Source organism: Luteimonas yanweni (assembly GCF_039548475.1).
Lineage (GTDB): Bacteria > Pseudomonadota > Gammaproteobacteria > Xanthomonadales > Xanthomonadaceae > Luteimonas.
Genome location: NZ_JBCLVC010000014.1, coordinates 465401 through 481643 on the forward strand (window position 1 = coordinate 465401; position 16243 = coordinate 481643).

A 16243-nucleotide genomic window follows, 5' to 3' on the forward strand; every position below is an offset into this window, starting at 1 on the left:
CGCGGTGCCCGCGTCCTCGCGTCAGGCGGCTTCGAACCGGTTTGCGGCGACGTTCTTGCGCACGGTAAGCGGATCCCAGATCCGGCCGTTCATGGCGATGTACACGCCGGCCGGCAGCGATTGCACGGCGCCCACGGCCGTGCCGATGTTGAACTCCGCGTCCGAGCCGCGGAAACGCGCCGGGTTGAGCGCGCCGGTGAGCACGATGGTCCGGTCGGCGAGCGGCGCCAGCGCCTTGGCGGTCTCGACCATGGTGTCGGTGCCATGGGTGACCAGCACGTGGCGCGCCGGCTGCGCCGCGATGGTGGCGCGCAGCAGTTCGCGGTCGGCGTCGTCGATGTGCAGCGAGTCCTTGCGGATGATCGGGATCACCCGGAAGCGGAAGGCCACGCCGAGCTCCTCGAGGATCCGGCCGATCTGCGGCTCGCCGACCTGGAAATCCGACTTGTCGTCGAAATAGACCTTGTCGATCGTGCCGCCGGTGGTGACGATCAGCAGTTCTTCCATCGAATCTTCCTCAGGGACATGCGGCCGGGCCGGGACATGGCGCCCGGCAGGCTGCGCATTCTAGTCGTTCGCGTCGCGCGACTTCGCGCCGGATGTCGCGGCGCCGGGCTTCACGGTCCCGCCGCGGCCGCCGAAGCGTGCCTGCAGGCCGGGCCAGTTCGCGGCGAACACGATGCCGAGCGCGAGCAGCACTTCGCCCAGCGCCCAGCCGCGGTCGGCGGGCCGCTCCCAGGCCAGCATCACGCCGTGGCAGAACCAGCCCAGCGCCAGCACGCCGGCCCAGAAGGCGGCCGTGCGCCGGCGCGCGAGCACGCCGATGGCCAGCAGCAGCGGCGGCAGCGCGAACACCGCGAGCGCCTGCAGGTAGCGCGCGTCGGCCGCGAACCAGGCGGCGAACAGCGCGGCCAGGGCCAGCAGCAACGCCGCGAGCACGCCACGGGACGCCGGCAGCGCCATCAGGAGAGCCTCGCCGCGAGGCCCGCGATCCGCCGGCCCAGCGCCCTAGCCAGCTTGGCTTCCTCGTCGCTGGGCGTCGGGTCGTTGTCGCCGCCGGCGACGTGGCTGGCGCCGTAGGGCGTGCCGCCGGTACGCGTCGCCGACAACCCCGGCTCGGTGAACGGAATGCCCGCGATCACGCAGCCGTGGTGCAGCAGCGGCAGCATCATCGTCAGCAGGGTGGACTCCTGGCCACCGTGCATGGTGGCGGTGGAGGTGAACACCGCGGCGGGCTTCCCTACCAGCGTGCCGCTGGCCCATTCACTGCCCAGGCCGTCGATGAAGTGCTTCATCGGCGCGGCCATGTTGCCGAAGCGGGTGGGGCTACCGAGCAGCAGGCCGGCGCACTCGCCCAGGTCGCGCGCTTCGACATAGGGCGCGCCGTCCTCGGGCACCGGTGCGGCCGCGACCACGGTGACCGGCGCCACCGGTGGCACGGTGCGCAGGCGCGCGGACATGCCGTCGACCTCGCCGATACCGCGCGCGACCTGGCGGGCGAGCGCGGCCACCGAGCCGCCGCGGCTGTAATACAGGACCAGGATCTCGGCCATGGGTTCTCCTCCGGGGCCGGCAAGCATAGCCGCAGGCGGGCCGCGGCCGTCGCGTGCCACGCGATCGGTTACCCTCGCGACGATGGAGCCACTGGATTCGCTCAACCGCTGGGGCGAGCGCCTGCGCGACCGCGCCCGCGCCACGACCTTCGCGCGCTTCCTGTGGCGGCGCTTTCTCGACGACCGCCTGTTCGAAGTCGCCGGTGCGCTCTCGTTCACCACCACCTTCGCGCTCGTGCCGCTGTCGATGGTGGTGTTCGGCGTGCTGTCCGCATTCCCGGTGTTCGAGGAATGGCGCGAGCTCCTGACCGGCTTCATCTTCGCCAACTTCGTGCCCAGCTCGGCGGAAGGCATCCGCGGCTGGCTGCTGTCGTTCTCCGAGAACACCGGCAAGCTCACCGCGGTGGGCGTGATCGCGCTGGTGGTGTCGGTGCTTGTGACGCTGTTCGGCATCGAGTCCGCCTTCAACCGGATCTGGCGCGTGCACTCCGCGCGGCCGAAGTTCTCGCGCTTCCTGGTGTACTGGACGGTGCTGACCCTGGGTGCGCTGGTGGCAGCGGCCAGCCTGTCGGTGCTCGGCCGGATCTTCGCACTGGAGGTGTTCAGCACCGAAGCCGGGCAGTGGCTGCAGGGGGCGCTGCTTGGCGCTGCGCCGGTGGTGATCGAGCTGCTGGCGTTCGCCACGATCTATCGCGTGGTGCCGCACCGTACCGTGCAGTGGCGGCACGCCTTCGCCGGCGCGGTGGTGGCGGTCCTGCTGCTGGAGGCCGGCCGCCGCCTGATCGGCATCTACCTTGGCAGCTTCAACGGCTACCAGAACATCTATGGTGCGGTCGCCTTCGTGCCTATCTTCCTGCTGTGGCTCTACTTCGGCTGGGTGAGCGTGCTGCTGGGCGCCTCGTTCGCGTCTTCGGTGTCGGCGTTCCGCTACCAGCCGGCGCACATGCGCCTGCCGCAGGGCTACGAGATCTACGCGATGCTGCGCCTGCTGGCCCGCTTCCAGGAGGCGCGCGCGGAGGGCCGCGGGCTGCACAGCGACGGCATCCTGGAGTGCGAGCCGGTGCTCACCGATGCCCTGGTGCAGGAGACGCTGGGACAGCTGGAGTCGATCAGCGTGGTGCGCCGCGCCGAGAACGGCGAGTGGCTGCTGGCGCGCGACCTCGACACGCTGAGCCTGGCCGAACTCTACGAGGCCGGGCAGCTGCGCATCCCGATCGCCGAGGCGCACCTGCCCGGCGCCGACGACGCCCGCGGCGCGGCGGTGATCGCCACTATCGACCAGCTGCGCCTGCCGCTGCGTGACCTCCTCCGTCGCCGCGTTGGCGATTGCCTGGGCCCATCCCTGGAATGAACGCCATGTCGCTCCGCCACGTCACTGCCGCCTGCCTGGTCCTGTTGCTGGCCGCCTGCCAACGCGGGGACGCGCCTGCAACGCCCGCCTCCACGCCGCCTGCCTCCGCCGCCGAAGTCGTCGCGGACGCGCCCGCCCACGCAGCGTTCCCGCAGCTGGAGGTGACGACCCTGGACGGAGCCGTCTACGACCTGGCCGAGCGACGTGGACGCTGGGTGGTGGTGAACTTCTGGGCGACCTGGTGCGCGCCCTGCATCAGGGAAATGCCCGAGCTGTCCGCGCTTGACGCGATGCGCGAGCACATCGAGGTGATCGGCCTGGCCTACGAGGACACCGATCCGGACACCCTGCGCGCGTTCCTGCAGAAGCGCCCGGTGGTCTATCCGGTGGCGATCATCGACACCTACGATCCGCCGCCGGACTTCCCGACCCCGCGCGGCCTGCCGCTCACCTGCCTGGTGGCGCCGGACGGGCGCCTGGTGGAGACCTTCCTCGGCCCGGTCACGGCCCTGGACATCGAGCGCGCGATCGAAGCCGCCGGCGGCCCGGCCGTCGACCCCGGTCCCTCGATCCCACGCTCGTAGCGCCTGCCACGGAATTGTCCGCTCAGGAACGCGTCCGCTGTGCGTGGATGGGGGCCGGCGCCAGGCCGCGGCGGTGCCTGTCGGCCATCGCCCCGGCCATGGCCGCGAAGTCGCGCGCGAACCCGGCCATGTCGAACAGGCCGGACGAGGTGCGCAGCCGCGCCAGCCGGGCGCGGATCCCGCCGAGCCTGGCCGGGTCGCGGCCCAGGGCGATGGCGAGCTCGACGAAGGCGCGGTCGTCGGCGACGTTGAGCTCGTCCATGCCGAGGTGGTGGTTGAGGCTGCCGGCCACGCGCGCGGCGAAGGTGCGCCCCGGGCGAGTCAGCACCGGGCAGCCGGCCCAGAGCGCGTCGGACGCGGTGGTGTGGGCATTGTAGGGATTGCTGTCGAGGAAGAGGTCGGCGATTCCCAGCCGCGCCAGGTAGTCGGCGTGGGGCTGCTTGGCCATGAACACCAGCCGCGCCGGGTCGACGCCCGCCGCGGCCGCGGCGGCGCGCAGGCGGTCGTCGCCGCGGCCGGGGCCGGAAAGCAGCCACAGCGTGCCGTCGGGAACGCCGCGCAGCACCGCCATCGCGCGCATGAACCCCGCCGGGTTGGTCTTGTAGCTGTTGTTGAAGCAGCAGAACACCGGGCCGGACGCCGGCAGGCCGCACTCGCCGCGTGTCGGTGCCGGCGCGGGCGCGCGCGAAGTGTCCGAGGGCTGGAAGCAGCGGGGCAGGCGCGCGACCGCTTCGGAAAAACCCGCCTCCAGGGCGGGTGGCAGCACGAAGCCATCGGCAAGCACGTAGTCGATCCAGGGCGCCCCCGACGTGCCGGGATAGGCCAGCCAGTTGACCTGTACCGGCGCCGGGCGCATCGCGAGCACGGCGGGGGTGCCACCGCCGCCCCAGCCGCGCAGGTCGTGGAGGATGTCGATGCCGGCCTCGCGGATCCGCAGCGCCACCGCGGCATGGGGCAGGCCGGAAACGTCGTGCAGCGTGGTCGCCGCTTCCAGCCGCTGCCGCACCAGGCTGCCGTCGTCGGGTGTGAGTGCGAACAGGTGTGCCTCGAGCCCGGGCTCGGCGCGCAGCGCCTCGAGGAAGGCGACCGTAAGCAGGCCGGTGGGGTGGGCGCCAAAGCCGTTCGACAGCAGGCCGATGCGCAGCGGGCGGTCCCCGCCGGCCGGCCCGGGCGGCGGCAGAGGGTGAACCGCGCGGGCGATGCCGGCGGCGTTGAGCCGTGCGCAGCGCAGCTGTTCAAGGGCGTCGCCGTCTTCGCTGAGGAAGGCGAAGGGCTCTACCGCGGCCTCGCCGCGGGCGACCGCGCCGCGCACCTGGGCGGACAGCGCGTCCAGGCCGCGCCAGTCGCACAGCCGCCTGCGCCAGGCGAGGAGGTGGGCCGCGACCTGGGCCGAGCCGGGTGCCAGGGCGTGGGCACGGGCATAGGCCACCGCCGCCGCCTCGGCTTCGCCGATGTCTTCGAGTGCGTGGCCGAACCAGAGCGCGATGCCGGGATGCCCGGGTGCCGCGCGGGAGGCCTCGCCGAGGCTGGCCGCGGCCTCGCGATGCCGGCCGCGCAGCCACAGCGCGCGACCCAGGCGCGCGAGCGCCTCGGGATGGCCAGGCGCCAGCGCCAGCGCGCGCCGGGCGGCGCCTTCGCCGGCCACGCCATCGCCGGCATCGAGCTCGGCGTCGGCCAGCACGACCCACGCGATGACATCGCCGGGGGCGGCAGCCACCGCGCGTCGCGCCTCCTCGCGCGGGTCCCGCACCGCGTTCATGCCTGAACCCGCAGGGTCACGCGGCCTGTCCGGACAGTCGCGCCAGCTCGTCGGCCTGGTGCTCGCGCGTGAGGCGGTCCACCAGTGCGTCGAGCGCGCCGTCCATCACGTTGGGCAGGTCGTACAGGGTCAGGCCCTCGACCCGGTGGTCGGTGATCCGCCCTTGCGGGTAGTTGTAGGTGCGGATGCGCTGGCTGCGGTCGCCGCTGCCGACCTGCAGCTTGCGGCTGGCCGCGGTGGCCGCGGCCCGGCGCTCGGCTTCGGCCTCGGCCAGCATCGCGCGCAGGCGCTTCATGGCCTTGTCGCGGTTGGCGTGCTGCGAGCGCTCGGTCTGTGATTCGACCACCACGCCCGAGGGCAGGTGGGTGATGCGGATCGCGGAGTCGGTCTTGTTGACGTGCTGGCCGCCCGCGCCCGAGGAACGGAAGGTGTCGACGCGCAGGTCGGCCGGGTTGATCTCGATTGGCTCGCCGTCCTCCTCGACCGGGATGATCGCGACCGTCGCCGCCGAGGTGTGGATGCGGCCCTGGGATTCGGTCTCGGGCACGCGCTGCACGCGGTGGGTGCCGGACTCGAACTTCAGCCGCGCGTACGCGCCGGCGCCCTCGACGCGCGCCACCGCTTCGCGGAAGCCACCGTGTTCGCCGGTGCTGGCGGATTCGATCTCGACCCGCCAGCCCTGGCGCTCGGCGTAGCGGGTGTACATGCGCAACAGGTCGCCGGCGAAGATCGCGGCCTCGTCGCCGCCGGTACCGGCGCGGACCTCGAGGTAGATGCCGCCGTCGTCGCGGCTGTCGCGCGGGACCAGCAGGGCCATCAGCACGTCGTCGAGTTCGGCCAGGCGCGCGGTCGCCGCCTCCACTTCGTCCTCGGCCAGTTCGCGCAGCTCGGGGTCCGCGCGCATCGCTTCGGCCGCCTCCAGGTCGGCACGCGCGCGGCCCTCGTCGGCCAGTGCGGCGGCCAGCGGGTCGAGGCCGGCGAACTCGCGCGACAGGGTCCGGAACGTCATCTGGTCGGCCGCCACCGACGGTTCGGAGAGCAGGCGCTCGAGCTCGTCGCGGCGTTCGGCCAGTGCCTCGAGCTTACGGCGCAGGGTCGGCAGCATCGTCGGTCCCCGGGCGGGTGGCGGCGGGCGGCGCGCCCGCATGATCGGCCGGCAGCATGCGTTCGACGGCTTCCAGCATGGTGGTGTCACCGGCGGCGGCGGCCTCGCGCAGCGCCGCGGTGGGCGCGTGCAGCAGGCGGTTGGTCAGCGTATGCGCGAGGAACTCCAGCGTGGCCTCGGGCGACTGCCCGGCGGCCAACTGCTGGCGCGCGCGTTCCAGCACCTCGTTGCGGGTCGCCTCGCCGTGGGCGCGCAGGCGCCGGATCGGGCCGCTGCGCGAGCCAGTGGCCCGCATCCGCTCGTAGCTCGCCACCTGCAGGTCGATGATCGACTCGGCGGCGTCGGCGGCCTCGCGGCGGTTGCGCCGGTTGTCCTCGACCGCGCGCTCCAGGTCGTCAACCGTGTACAGGTAGGCGTCGCGCAGGTCGCCGACGCCGGGATCGATGTCGCGCGGCACGGCAAGGTCGAGCAGCAGCATCGGCCGGTGGCGGCGCGCGGCCATGGCGGACTCCACGGCGGCAAGGCTGATGACCGGGTCGCGGCTGGCCGTGGCCGAGAACACGATGTCGGCCAGGTGCAGGTGGTGGCCGAGCTCGTCCAGCGGCAGGGCGATGCCGCCGTACCGGTGCGCCAGCTCCTCGGCGTGGCGATAGGTGCGGTTGGCCACCATCAGCCGCTTGACCTTGGCCGCGGCGAGGTGGCGCGCGGCGAGCTCGATGGTTTCACCCGCGCCGACCAGCAGCGCGACCGAATCCTCGGGCCGGGCGAAGCTGTCCTGGGCCAGGCGCACCGCCATCGAAGCCATCGATACCGGGCTGGTGCCGATGCGGGTCTCGGTGCGCGCCCGCTTGGCGGTGACGAAGGCGTGCTGGAACAGGCGGTCCAGCTGCCCGCCCAGGGTGCCCGCGCCGCGCGCCATCGACCAGGCCTGCTTCACCTGGCCGAGGATCTGCGGCTCGCCCAGCACCATCGAATCAAGGCCCGTGGCGACCCGGAACAGGTGGCGTGCGGCGTCGGCGTCGGCGTGCCGGTACAGATAGGCCTGCAGCGAGCCCGCGTCGCCCATCGGGTCTTCGGGATGGGTGGCCAGCCAGTTCACCAGCGCGCGGCCGTCATCGTCGGCCACCGCGTAGAGCTCGGTGCGGTTGCAGGTCGACAGCAGCGCGACTTCGCGCACGCCGGGCAGGGCGCGCAGGTCGGCGAGCGCATGGCGCAGCCGATCGTCGGCAAAGGCCACCCGTTCGCGCAGTTCGACGGGCGCGGTCTGGTGGTTGAGGCCGATGGCGACAAGGCTCATTCGTTCAGGTGCTTGCGATAAAGTGCTGGCATGACACGGCGACATTTTACGGTGCCCGCGCCTCGCGCGTCCCGCAGCGCCCGGAAAGGGCGCGTTGCACCCCTCCGTACGCTGGCCGTGCTGCTGGTGGCGGCCCTGTGCGCGACCGCGTCGGCGGCGCCGGTGGCCGTTGTCGACGACCCCGGGAGCGGCCCGCTGCGCGAGGTGATGGCCGCCGAATTCGCGGTCTCCGCCGGGCGCCTGGACGACGCGGTCGGCTGGTACCTGGAGGCGGCGCGCGCCGCGCCGGGCGATGCCGCGCTGGCCTCCCGGGCCACCCGGTATGCCCTGATGGGGCGCGATGACCGGGCGCTCGGCGACGCGCTCGCGCTGTGGCGCAAGCGGGCCCCGGAGACGATCGGCATGCAGGCGGCGAGCGCCACGCTCGCCCTGCGCACCGGCAAGCTGCGCGCCGCGCGGCGCCAGCTCGAAGCCATGCTGCGCGAGGGCGGCGCCCGTGGATGGATCGCCGCCTTCGGGGCGCTGGGCACCGGGAGCCGCGATCCCGCCCTCTCCGCGCGCGTGCTTGGGCAGCTGTTCGACCGCGATGCCCTGCCCACCGGGCCGATGCCCTTGTCGGCGGCAGGCCAGCTGGCCCTGGGCCTGGGCGACGACGAACTGTTCGGCCGGATCGATGCCGTCGCGCGCCAGCACTATCCGGGCGATCCCGCCATGGGCCTGCTGCGGGTGCAGTACCTGCACCGCGCCGGTCGTGGCGACGAGGCCCGCGCGGTGCTGGACGGACTGGCTTCGGGTGACGCCCTGCAGGAGCCGCGGATCCGCGAGCGGCTGGCGCTGGCCTATGCCGCGCTCGGTGATCCCTCCGCCGGCGCCACCCTGCTGGCTGCGGCCCCGGGCGCGGACGACGATCTCGCGCAGCTGGCACTGCGGGCGTCACTGCTTGCCGACGCCGACGACAAGGGCGCGCTGGCCGCGCTTTATGACGGCCTGGCCAAGGGCGCCGAGGTGCCCAACCCCGCGCGCCGGCTGCTGCTTGCGCAGGTCGCGGAGTTCCTGGAGCGGCCGGGCGAAGCCCTGGACTGGTACCGCAGCGTCCCCGGCGGCGAGCAGCGCTCCACGGCGCGCCTGCGCGCGACCAAGGTGCTGCACGACCTGGACCGCGGAGACGAGGCGTACGAGGCGCTCCATGCGCTGCAGCAGGATGCCGATGCCAACGAGCGCCTGCGCCGCGACGCCTACCTCATGGAGTCGGAGCTGCGCCGCGAGGACGGTGACGCCGACGCCGAACTCGACGCCCTGGCGCGCGGCCTGGCGGCCTTCCCCGACGAATCCGCACTGCTGTATTCGCGCGCGCTGATGTGGGAGCGCCGCGACGACATCCCCCGTGCCGAGGCCGACCTTCGCCGCATCCTGGTGGCCGAGCCCGACAGCACCGCCGCCCTGAACGCGCTGGGCTACACCCTGGCCGACCGCACCGACCGCTACCGGGAAGCGCTGGAGCTCATCGAGCGTGCACGCGTGGCGGAGCCGACCAATGCCGCGATCATCGACAGCTACGGCTGGGTGCTGCACCGCCTGGGGCGCGACGAGGAGGCACTGGTGGAACTGCGCCGTGCCTTCGTGCTCGAGAAGGACGCCGAGATCGCCGCGCATGTCGGCACCGTGCTGTGGCACCTGGGCCGGCGGGACGAGGCCATGGAGTGGTTCGACGAAGCCCGCGGCATCGATCCCGACAACCGGTCGCTGCAGCGGGCGCTGGAGGATGTCGGCGCATGAGGTATCCACGGATCCTGGCCGCGCTCGCCTGCGCCGGCCTGCTTGCGGCCTGCGCTACGCGGCCGTTGCCGCCTGCCGCGCTGCCGGCGCTCGATGCGGCCGCGCTGGAACGGGCCGAAGCCATGCAGGCCGGGCGCGCGCAGGCGCTGGCCGCGATGCCGGCCTGGCAGCTGGCCGGGCGCGCGGCCATCACCCGGGGCGCGCGGGGCGGCAGCGGCCGTATCGAATGGCGCCAGGACGGCGCGGCCCTCGAGATCGCGCTGGCGGCACCGGTCACCCGGCAAAGCTGGCGGCTGTCGGTGGACCCGGCGGGCGCACGACTGGACGGCCTGGACGGCGGCACCCGCGTCGGTCCCGACGGTAGCCAGCTGTTGCTCGAGGCCACCGGCCTGGACGTGCCCGTGGGCGCGCTGGGCGCGTGGCTGCGCGGCCTGCCGGCGGACGAAGCGGAACATGGGCCCGCGCACATCCACTTCGGCGCGGACCTGCTGCCGGCGCGCCTGGAGCAGGCGGGCTGGAGCATCGAATTCCGCCGCTGGGGCGAGGCCGCCGATGGCCACCCGGCGCTGCCGTTGCGTATCGACGCCAGCCGGGGCGACGCCGGGGTGCGGCTTGTGGTCGACATGTGGGGCGGGGCCGGGCCGTGAGCGCGACCGGCTGGTCGGCGTGGCCCGCGCCGGCCAAGCTCAACCTGTTCCTGCGCATCACCGGGCGCCGCGCCGACGGCTTCCACCACCTGCAGACGGTGTTCCGGATGCTGGACTGGGGCGACACGGTGCACCTGCGCCCGCGCGAGGACGGTCGCATCGTCCGCCACGGCTTCGACCTCGAGGCGGTGCCGGAGGCGTCCGACCTGAGCCTGCGAGCGGCGAATCTTCTCAAAAAAGAGTTCAACGTCGGCCAAGGTGCAGACATCCGCGTTGAAAAGCGCATTCCGGCCGGTGGTGGGTTCGGCGGTGGCTCGTCGGACGCGGCCACCGTCCTGTGCGCGCTGGACGCGCTCTGGGACGTGGGTGCCGGCAGCGATGCGCTGCAGGCGCTGGGCGCGCGCCTTGGGGCGGACGTGCCGGTGTTCGTCGGCGCACGCACTGCCTGGGCCGAAGGGGTCGGCGAAGTGCTGGTCCCGGTTGAGCTTCCGCCGGCCTGGTACCTGGTGGCCGATCCGGGGGTCCACGTGGCCACTGCGACCCTGTTCCAAGCCCCTGAATTGACGAGGGATGCCGCGCCCGCGACAATGTCCGACTTCGCTTCGGGTGCTCCGCTCGGCAATGTGTTCGAGCCGGTGCTGCGTGCCCTGGAACCTGCCGTCGAGGCCGCGTTCCAGGTGCTTTCGCGCGTCGGCACGCCACGCTTGACCGGGACGGGCAGCGGCTGCTTCGTCGAGTTCGCCACGCGCGGGCGCGCCGAGGCCGCGCTCGCCGCGCTGCCTGCCGGGCTCCATGCCCGGGTGGCCGCCGGCGTGTCGCGCTCACCGCTGCTGGATGCACTTGCAGCCTGGTCACCGCAGGGGCGTCGCCAAGTGGCCCAAGGCACCGGGTTTTGATCCCGGCATTCGCAGGTTCGAATCCTGCCGCCCCTGCCAATCACATCGTTCTGTTTGCAGCACCTCCAGCGGAGTAGTCCCGTGAAAAAAGAAGATGGCAACCTGCTGATCTTCTCCGGCAATGCCAACCGTCCGCTCGCCCAGGCGGTGTGTCGCGAGCTTGGCGTGCGCCCTGGCAAGGCGCTGGTGTCGACGTTCTCCGACGGCGAAGTCCAGGTCGAGATCGAGGAGAACGTGCGCCGCCAGGACGTGTTCGTGGTCCAGTCCACCTGCGCCCCGACCGCGGAGAACCTGATGGAGGTGCTGGCGCTGATCGATGCGCTCAAGCGCGCCTCGGCCAGCAGTGTGACCGCGGTGGTGCCGTACTTCGGCTACGCCCGCCAGGACCGCCGCATGCGCTCCTCGCGAGTGCCGATCACGGCCAAGCTTGCTGCGCGGATGTTCACAGCGGCCGGCGCCGACGGCCTGCTGACGGTCGACCTGCACGCCGACCAGATCCAGGGCTTCTTCGACATCCCGCTGGACAACGTCTACGCCTCGCCGCTGCTCCTGGCCGACATCTGGCGCGCGCACGGTACCGACAACATGGTCGTGGTCAGTCCGGACGTGGGCGGCGTGGTCCGCGCCCGCGCGATCGCCAAGCGCCTTGACGACGCTGACCTGGCGATCATCGACAAGCGCCGCCCGAAGGCCAACGTGGCCACGGTGATGAATATCATCGGCGACGTCTCCGGCAAGACCTGCGTGCTGGTGGATGACATCGTCGACACCGCCGGCACCCTGTGCGCCGCCGCCGCGGCGCTCAAGGCGGAAGGCGCCACCAAGGTCGTCGCCTACTGCACCCATCCCGTGCTGTCGGGTGCCGCGATCGACAACGTGATGCGCTCCCAGCTCGATGAGCTGGTGGTGACTGATACCATTCCCCTTTCCGACGCGGCCCGCGCCTGTGGCCGCATCCGCCAGCTCAGCGTCGCCGAGCTCCTGGCCGAAACCATCCGCCGCATCGCCTTCGGCGAATCGGTGAGTTCGCTGTACGTGGACTGACGGCCCGGCCGCATCCAACCCGTTTCAACAGGCTCCCCTGGTCGCGGGGGAGTCACCATCCGCCGCGAGGCGATCAATCCAGAGCAAGTGAGCAAAACTGATGAACGAGAACAAGATCACGGCCTCCAGCCGCAGTGACGAAGGTAAGGGTGCGAGCCGCCGCCTGCGTCATGCCGGCAAGGTCCCCGCCATCGTCTACGGTGGCGAAGCCGCCCCCAAGAGCATCCAGCTCGACCAGGAAAAGACCTGGGTCGCCAGCCAGCACGAATGGTTCTATTCGTCGATCCTCGACCTCGAGGTCGACGGCAAGATCGAGCGCGTGCTCCTGCGCGACATGCAGCGCCATCCGTACCGCCAGCTGATCATGCACCTGGACTTCCAGCGCGTGAACGAGAACGAGGTCATCCGCGTCAGCGTGCCGCTGCACCTGGTGAACGCCGAGACCTCGCCGGCCGGCAAGTCCGCGGGCGTGGTCCTGACCCAGGAGCTCAACGAGGTCGAAGTCATCTGCCTGCCTGGCAAGTTGCCTGAGTCGATCGAGGTCGACCTGGCCAACATGGAGATGGGCGACACCGTGCACCTGTCCGACCTCGTGCTGCCGGAAGGCGTCGAGCTCGTGGCGAAGATCGACGACGAGCACAACCCTGCCGTTGCCGTGGCCCGTCACGCGCGCGTCGAGGCCGAACCCGAGGCCGACGAAGCCGCCGCCGATGGCGCCGAGGTTCCTGCCGCCAAGCAGGACGCCGAGGAGAAGTAAGGCGCACCGCGCCGGCGCCGCCATCCGCGTGCGCCGGCCGGCGTCGACCCGATGGACGGTCTTCGACTCATCGTCGGTCTGGGCAATCCCGGCACCGAGCATGCACGGACCCGGCACAACGCCGGGTTCCGTTTTGTCGACGCCCTGGCCGCGCGCGAAGGCGAGCGCTTCAGGGTCGACGGCAAGCTGTACGGCGAGACGGCCAAGGTCCGGATCGGGGGCCGCGAGGCCTGGCTGCTCAAGCCGGCCACCTTCATGAACCTCAGCGGCAAGTCGGTGCTCGCCGCGTTGCAGTTCTGGAAGATCGAGCCGGAACAGGCGCTGCTGGTCCACGACGAGCTGGACCTGCCTCCGGGCACCGCCCGGCTCAAGTTCGATGGTGGGCACGGCGGCCAGAACGGGCTGCGCGACACCATGCGCCTGCTCGGCCACGGCCGGTTCCACCGCCTGCGCGTCGGCATCGGCCATCCAGGGCACAAGGACCGGGTCACCGGCTGGGTGCTGGGGCGCCCGTCGCCCGACGACGACATTCTCATCGGACGCGCCATCGACGACGCGCTCGACGTGTTGCCGCTGGCCATGGCCGGCAACTTCATGGACGCCATGACGCGGCTGCACACCAACAGGATCTGACAGAACAATGGGCATCACATGCGGCATCGTCGGCCTGCCGAACGTCGGCAAGTCCACCCTCTTCAACGCATTGACCAAAGCGGGCATCGCCGCGGCCAACTTCCCCTTCTGCACGATCGAGCCCAACGTCGGCGTGGTGCCGGTGCCGGATCCGCGCCTGGCCGCGCTGGCGGAGATCATCAAGCCGCAGAAGGTGATCCCGACCGCGGTCGAGTTCGTCGACATCGCCGGCCTGGTGGCCGGTGCGGCCAGCGGCGAAGGCCTGGGCAACAAGTTCCTGGCCCATATCCGCGAGGTCGACGCGATCTGCCACGTGGTGCGCTGCTTCGAGAATCCGGACGTCATCCACGTCAACAACAAGGTCGACCCGATCGCCGACATCGAGACCATCGATACCGAGTTGGCCCTGGCCGACCTGGAGTCGGTCGACAAGGCCCTGCAGCGCGCCGAGCGCTCGGCCAAGACCGGTGACAAGGACGCCAAGGCGCGCGTCGAGGTGCTGGCGCGGGTGCGTGCCGGCCTGGACGCCGGCAGGCCGGTGCGGGCGCTGGGCCTGTCCGAGGACGACCGCGCCGCGGTCCGCGACCTGTTCCTGTTGACCCTGAAGCCGGTGATGTACGTCGCCAACGTGCTCGAGGACGGCTTCGAGGGCAATCCGCACCTGGACCTCGTCCGCGAGCGGGCGGCAGGCGAGGGCGCCGAGGTGGTGCCGGTCTCGGCCGCCATCGAAGAAGAGCTCAGCGAACTCGACGACGCCGACCGCGATGTCTTCCTGGCCGACCTGGGCCTGGAGGAGCCGGGCCTGAACCGGGTCATCCGCGCGGCTTACAGCCTGCTGGGGCTGCAGACCTATTTCACCGCCGGCGTGAAGGAGGTCCGCGCGTGGACGGTCAAGGCCGGCTCCACCGCGCCCCAGGCCGCCGGGGTGATCCACACCGACTTCGAGAAGGGCTTCATCCGCGCCGAGACCATCGGCTACGACGACTTCCTGCGCTACCGGGGCGAATCCGGTGCGCGCGAGGCCGGGCGGCTGCGCCTTGAAGGCAAGGAGTACCGGGTGCAGGAAGGCGACGTCCTGCATTTCCGCTTCAACGTCTGAGCCAGGCGGGCATGCGCGCGGCGCCCCGGTGCCGCAGGCGTGCGGAAATGTGCCGCAGGCGTTGACAGCTTCGATCCGGCACGTCAAAATCGCGGGCTGTTTTCAAAGGTTCCATGTGCTGGAGGGATACCCAAGCGGCCAACGGGGGCAGACTGTAAATCTGCTGGCTTACGCCTTCGGTGGTTCGAATCCACCTCCCTCCACCAGCTTCATCCCGGCGCGGGAGTAGTTCAACGGTAGAACCTCAGCCTTCCAAGCTGATGGTGCGGGTTCGATTCCCGTCTCCCGCTCCACCGCGGGGTATCATTGGAACCGCGGCGCCAGGGTACAACTCACGCTCACGTAGCTCAGTCGGTAGAGCACCTCCTTGGTAAGGAGGAGGTCACTGGTTCGATTCCAGTCGTGAGCACCATCTTCGTCCCGCAGCGGAAAGCGCGGGCCTCCATCCAACAGTTCAACGAGATACGCAATCATGGCCAAGGGTAAGTTCGAGCGCACCAAGCCCCACGTGAACGTGGGCACGATCGGTCACGTGGACCACGGCAAGACGACGCTGACGGCGGCGCTGACGAAGATCGGCGCGGAACGTTTCGGCGGCGAGTTCCATGCCTATGACGCGATCGACAAGGCGCCGGAAGAGAAGGCGCGCGGCATCACGATCTCGACCTCGCACGTCGAGTACGAGAGCCCGACCCGCCACTACGCGCACGTCGACTGCCCGGGTCACGCCGACTACGTGAAGAACATGATCACCGGTGCGGCGCAGATGGACGGCGCGATCCTGGTGTGCTCGGCCGCGGACGGCCCGATGCCGCAGACGCGCGAGCACATCCTGCTGGCGCGCCAGGTGGGCGTGCCGTACATCGTGGTGTTCCTGAACAAGGCCGATATGGTCGACGACGCCGAGCTGCTTGAGCTGGTCGAGATGGAAGTGCGCGAGCTGCTGTCGAAGTACGACTTCCCGGGCGACGACACCCCGATCATCCACGGTTCGGCGCTGAAGGCGCTGGAAGGCGACCAGTCGGACATCGGCGTGCCGGCGATCATCAAGCTGGTCGAGGCGCTGGACACCTGGATTCCGGAGCCGGAGCGTGACATCGACAAGACGTTCCTGATGCCGGTCGAGGACGTGTTCTCGATCTCGGGTCGCGGCACGGTGGTGACCGGTCGCATCGAGCGCGGCATCGTGAAGGTGGGCGAGGAAATCGAGATCGTGGGCATCCGCCCGACGGTCAAGACGACCGTCACCGGCGTCGAGATGTTCCGCAAGCTGCTGGACCAGGGCCAGGCGGGCGACAACGCGGGTCTGCTGCTGCGCGGCACCAAGCGTGACGACGTCGAGCGCGGCCAGGTGCTGTGCAAGCCGGGTTCGATCAAGCCGCACACGGACTTCGAGGCCGAAGTGTACGTGCTGTCGAAGGACGAGGGCGGCCGCCACACGCCGTTCTTCAAGGGCTACCGTCCGCAGTTCTACTTCCGCACCACCGACATCACCGGCGCCTGCGAGCTGCCGGAGGGCGTCGAGATGGTGATGCCGGGCGACAACGTGAAGATGGTGGTGTCGCTGATCAACCCGATCGCGATGGACGAGGGCCTGCGCTTCGCGATCCGCGAGGGTGGCCGTACGGTCGGCGCGGGCGTGGTTGCCAAGATCATCAAGTAAAACCGCGTATCCCGGCGGCCGTTGGCCGCCGGGATACGTGCTGCCGTTGATCCGGACCGGGGGTCCGGATAACGCCAGC

Annotated in this window: 16 protein-coding genes and 4 tRNA genes; 14 read left to right on the forward strand and 6 right to left on the reverse strand. The window is 71.2% G+C overall.

Annotation, left to right across the window (positions count from 1 at the left end; all coding sequences use genetic code 11):
* Positions 1–21: 21 nt before the first annotated feature.
* The 3 genes from WCE39_RS12285 to wrbA are packed head-to-tail and all read right to left on the reverse strand — an operon-like array spanning position 22 to position 1553.
* Positions 22–507 carry an asparaginase domain-containing protein gene (locus tag WCE39_RS12285; protein ID WP_343276953.1) on the reverse strand — a complete coding sequence of 162 codons (486 nt, stop codon included), beginning with the start codon at positions 505–507 and terminating at the stop codon, positions 22–24.
* A gap of 60 nt (positions 508–567) precedes the next feature.
* Positions 568–963 carry a DUF2069 domain-containing protein gene (locus WCE39_RS12290; protein WP_343276954.1) on the reverse strand — a complete coding sequence of 132 codons (396 nt, stop codon included), beginning with the start codon at positions 961–963 and terminating at the stop codon, positions 568–570.
* Complete coding sequence (gene wrbA, locus WCE39_RS12295) at positions 963–1553, reverse strand: NAD(P)H:quinone oxidoreductase (protein ID WP_343276955.1); 591 nt, start codon at positions 1551–1553, stop codon at positions 963–965. Before wrbA ends, WCE39_RS12290 begins: the two co-directional genes overlap by 1 nt.
* Before the next feature lie 82 nt (positions 1554–1635).
* Between wrbA and WCE39_RS12300 the strand changes: the two genes are divergently transcribed.
* Both WCE39_RS12300 and WCE39_RS12305 read left to right on the forward strand, forming a co-directional pair.
* A complete protein-coding gene (locus tag WCE39_RS12300; protein ID WP_343276956.1) occupies positions 1636–2904 on the forward strand; it encodes a YihY family inner membrane protein in 1269 nt (422 codons plus the stop codon).
* Between the two features lie 5 nt (positions 2905–2909).
* Positions 2910–3488, forward strand: a complete 579-nt coding sequence (locus tag WCE39_RS12305) for a TlpA family protein disulfide reductase (RefSeq protein ID WP_343276957.1) — start codon at positions 2910–2912, stop codon at positions 3486–3488.
* A 22-nt stretch (positions 3489–3510) separates the two neighbouring features.
* Here the strand turns inward: WCE39_RS12305 and WCE39_RS12310 are convergent, their stop codons facing one another.
* The 3 genes from WCE39_RS12310 to hemA are packed head-to-tail and all read right to left on the reverse strand — an operon-like array spanning position 3511 to position 7649.
* Positions 3511–5247, reverse strand: coding sequence for an O-linked N-acetylglucosamine transferase, SPINDLY family protein (locus WCE39_RS12310; protein ID WP_343276958.1), 1737 nt, complete (start codon positions 5245–5247; stop codon positions 3511–3513).
* A 16-nt stretch (positions 5248–5263) separates the two neighbouring features.
* On the reverse strand, positions 5264–6352 hold the full coding sequence (prfA, locus tag WCE39_RS12315) for a peptide chain release factor 1 (protein ID WP_343276959.1): 1089 nt from the start codon (positions 6350–6352) through the stop codon (positions 5264–5266).
* On the reverse strand, positions 6330–7649 hold the full coding sequence (gene hemA, locus WCE39_RS12320) for a glutamyl-tRNA reductase (RefSeq protein WP_343276960.1): 1320 nt from the start codon (positions 7647–7649) through the stop codon (positions 6330–6332). Before hemA ends, prfA begins: the two co-directional genes overlap by 23 nt.
* A gap of 30 nt (positions 7650–7679) precedes the next feature.
* On the opposite strand from hemA, the gene WCE39_RS12325 reads away from it, so the two are divergent.
* The 12 genes from WCE39_RS12325 to tuf all read left to right on the forward strand — a co-directional run bounded on the left by WCE39_RS12325 (position 7680) and on the right by tuf (position 16164).
* A complete protein-coding gene (locus tag WCE39_RS12325; RefSeq protein ID WP_449284022.1) occupies positions 7680–9425 on the forward strand; it encodes a tetratricopeptide repeat protein in 1746 nt (581 codons plus the stop codon).
* Positions 9422–10072: a lipoprotein insertase outer membrane protein LolB gene (gene lolB / locus WCE39_RS12330; protein WP_343276962.1), complete on the forward strand. Its 651-nt coding sequence runs from the start codon at positions 9422–9424 to the stop codon at positions 10070–10072. Before WCE39_RS12325 ends, lolB begins: the two co-directional genes overlap by 4 nt.
* The gene (gene ispE / locus WCE39_RS12335) at positions 10069–10968 is read left to right on the forward strand and encodes a 4-(cytidine 5'-diphospho)-2-C-methyl-D-erythritol kinase (protein WP_343276963.1); all 900 of its coding nucleotides are present in this window, start codon (positions 10069–10071) and stop codon (positions 10966–10968) included. The genes lolB and ispE overlap by 4 nt, the downstream gene beginning before the upstream one ends.
* A tRNA-Gln gene (locus WCE39_RS12340) sits at positions 10931–11007 on the forward strand. The genes ispE and WCE39_RS12340 overlap by 38 nt, the downstream gene beginning before the upstream one ends.
* A gap of 42 nt (positions 11008–11049) precedes the next feature.
* Complete coding sequence (locus WCE39_RS12345) at positions 11050–12012, forward strand: ribose-phosphate diphosphokinase (RefSeq protein ID WP_343255931.1); 963 nt, start codon at positions 11050–11052, stop codon at positions 12010–12012.
* Positions 12013–12112: 100 nt separating this feature from the next.
* Positions 12113–12769 (forward strand): 50S ribosomal protein L25/general stress protein Ctc, encoded by a 657-nt coding sequence (locus tag WCE39_RS12350; RefSeq protein WP_343276964.1) that lies wholly within the window; start codon positions 12113–12115, stop codon positions 12767–12769.
* Positions 12770–12820: 51 nt separating this feature from the next.
* Positions 12821–13402: an aminoacyl-tRNA hydrolase gene (pth, locus tag WCE39_RS12355; protein WP_343276965.1), complete on the forward strand. Its 582-nt coding sequence runs from the start codon at positions 12821–12823 to the stop codon at positions 13400–13402.
* Between the two features lie 7 nt (positions 13403–13409).
* Positions 13410–14501 carry a redox-regulated ATPase YchF gene (gene ychF, locus WCE39_RS12360; RefSeq protein ID WP_343276966.1) on the forward strand — a complete coding sequence of 364 codons (1092 nt, stop codon included), beginning with the start codon at positions 13410–13412 and terminating at the stop codon, positions 14499–14501.
* Between the two features lie 120 nt (positions 14502–14621).
* A tRNA-Tyr gene (locus tag WCE39_RS12365) sits at positions 14622–14707 on the forward strand.
* 13 nt (positions 14708–14720) lie between these two features.
* Positions 14721–14794: transfer RNA gene (locus WCE39_RS12370), tRNA-Gly, on the forward strand.
* Positions 14795–14837: 43 nt separating this feature from the next.
* Positions 14838–14913, forward strand: a tRNA-Thr gene (locus WCE39_RS12375).
* Between the two features lie 60 nt (positions 14914–14973).
* Positions 14974–16164 (forward strand): elongation factor Tu, encoded by a 1191-nt coding sequence (tuf, locus tag WCE39_RS12380; RefSeq protein ID WP_343255884.1) that lies wholly within the window; start codon positions 14974–14976, stop codon positions 16162–16164.
* The last annotated feature ends 79 nt before the right edge of the window (positions 16165–16243 follow it).